The 2522-nt window shown below is 61.9% G+C and carries 2 pseudogenes; one reads left to right on the forward strand and one right to left on the reverse strand.

What is annotated here, in order from left to right:
* Window positions 1-93 precede the first annotated feature (93 nt).
* Window positions 94-501, forward strand: a pseudogene (locus FLV34_RS39025) (transposase); the annotation flags it as partial.
* Between the two features lie 68 nt (window positions 502-569).
* Here the strand turns inward: FLV34_RS39025 and FLV34_RS43140 are convergent.
* Window positions 570-1130 (reverse strand): annotated as a pseudogene (locus FLV34_RS43140) (IS701 family transposase); the annotation flags it as partial.
* Window positions 1131-2522 lie beyond the last annotated feature (1392 nt).

Here is a 2522-nt window from a genome sequence, read left to right on the forward strand (position 1 = left end):
CTTACTCGGAGTGATTTGGCGATTGCTCGAGACCTACCACCAGGTAGGGCCCGAGGCGGGGACCGCCACTTCAAGTTCTACGAGCTACGGGACAACCTCATCTTCGACCAGCCGACCGCCGAGCAGGTACGCGCACAGCACCGCTGGGGCATCGACGCCCTGGCGGCCAAGTACCCGGCCGCCGCCGACCACCTCGACGCCGCTCGCGACGACCTGCTGGCCTTCGCCCAGTTCCCCAGGGAGATCTGGAAACAGGTCTGGTCCAACAACCCTCAAGAGCGGCTGAACAAGGAGATCCGCCGCCGCACCGACGTCGTGGGCATCTTCCCCGACCGCGCCGCCATCATCCGGCTCGTCGGCGCCGTACTCGCCGAGCAGACCGACGAATGGACCGAAGCCCGCCGCTACATGGGCCTGGACGTGCTGGCCAAAGCCCGCCTCCGCGTGATCCGCGGCGACACACCGGACCAGGAACAGCTCCCCGGCACCCTCACCGCTTAACCTGCAAAAACGGATCACGCGGTGGCAGGCTCGTACACCACCTCCGTGGACGTGACCTTGTTGTCCATGCCATAGGCCTCATCAGCGCTCACCCAGGAGGCCGGCACGCCCACCTTCACGGCTCGGGCCAGCAGCGTCCGGGCGAGCACCGGCTTAGTGGCGAACTCCACCTCCTCGCCGATTCCGGCCCGGATGCACCGCTCCCTGTCTTAAGTCCAGGACTTCGGCAGATACAGCTCGGTGTCGATCAGCGTCCTGCCCAGTGGGGAGGCGTAGGCGAGGAACACGCCAAGCTGGCAGTTCTCGATCCGGCCCGCCGTGCCGGAGTACTGGCGCTGCACCCCGGCTGACTCGCCGCCCTCCTTCAGGAAGCCGGTGTCATCACGATCAGTACAGCATCGCGGCGACCGAGGTTGCCCATCACGTAATCGCGCAGGTCAACCCCCACCTGCCGGGGATCCCCGTGGGCGCTGTTCAACAGCGCTGCATGCGAGCAGGAGCCGCGTCCCGGCCGCGTCCGCCAGTTGCCAGCCGTTCTTGCGCTCAATCGGAGCCAGCAAACCAGTCAGATACGCCCCCGCCTGCCTGCGCGGCTCCACCCGCCCGAACAACACATCCAGCCCGGCCACTCACTCCTGAAGGTCGCGGTCAGCTCGTCCGACATGACCCAGAACTGTAAATCACAAAACCCGGCTGTAGTGCTAGGGCTTCTAGGCCCGTGACCGAGCGGCAGGTGCAGTCTTCACGCCTAGTTCTCGCTACGCTGCTTCTCGCACCACCCGTCAAGCCGTCACCGATACCCAAAAGCGAGGAGAGCAGTGAAGAACTCCAAAGCTGCCAGTAGAAGGTCTACGGTCCTCCTGGCAGTCGCCGTATCCGCCATAGTTGGCATGTCGGCAAGAGCCTCGGCAGATATGCACACCCTGCCGAGGGACCCCGGTCAGACCTATGTCACAGTGGACGCGGCTACAGGAAGTGTTATATCCGTTACTAATCATCAACCTCGGATCGACTACGCCGAATCTTATCGGGGCGATAGCTTCCCGGTATTCGGATGGTGGAAAACCGACATATCTTGACATGAGCGGTTAAGGCATATAGATCTTCTGCTGTCAGGAACCCCTCAAGCAGGAGGATCGATGCGTTTTCCGCGCGCAGGAATCAAGCAGCTTCGCGTGCCCCTCGCCGTGGCGATGGGGCTGAGTGCGGTTCTCGCTGCGCCGTCCGGTGCTTCGGCGACACCATCCGCTTCGCCTACGGTGGAGACGGTCATCACGATGGACGTCGCCACAGGTCAGGTCCTCAGTATCAAGAAGGTGGAAGCACCTGTAAGCCCAGACATCAGCAATGACAACATCTGCCAGTCCAGCGATGTTTGCTGGAAGTCCGGGCAGACACCGTATGCGGATCAGGGGTTCTTCGGAACTCCTGGAACGCTCACAGGGAGTTGGCCGTATCGCTCCTCGTTCAGGACGGGCAGTTACACCGCGTCAGGAACGTGGATCTACGGCGGCGTAAGTCACAGCACAGGCAAGCGGGGGCCCGGCACAACAGTCGTTCTGAGTGGACTGGCTACCGCGACGTCCGCGACGATTTACTAGAACTAGGGCGCCACTAGGGGGGATGTCGCGAACGCAATCCTCTTTATGAAAGAGCAGAGAGCTCTTCGCTGATGAGGCGAAGCGCTCTCTGCTCTCGCCTCTTTGCCATAGGTTTGAGTGTGGATGCTTGGGGCCGCAGCGCGGGCCGGGACCTGCTCTCATGCCACAAGCCCGGCCCGCGTATAGCAGGCCGGTCTGATTCTTATTCGATTGATTAGGCGCCTCATCTAATTACACTTCATCAGCCTGAACGAATCGAACAGTGAACGTTTTTCATCCGCCGGGCGGCTAAGCCGGTCACAGCATGATCGCGATGCTCGGGTTTTCCTCATGATGTGGCGAAGCTCCTGGTAGACGGGTTGATCACCACAACCATCACCGTCATCGCCAGGAGCTTCGGGTGCTGTTCTATCGTGCTGC

Source organism: Microbispora sp. CSR-4 (genome assembly GCF_008033685.1).
Classification (GTDB): Bacteria; Actinomycetota; Actinomycetes; order Streptosporangiales; family Streptosporangiaceae; genus Microbispora.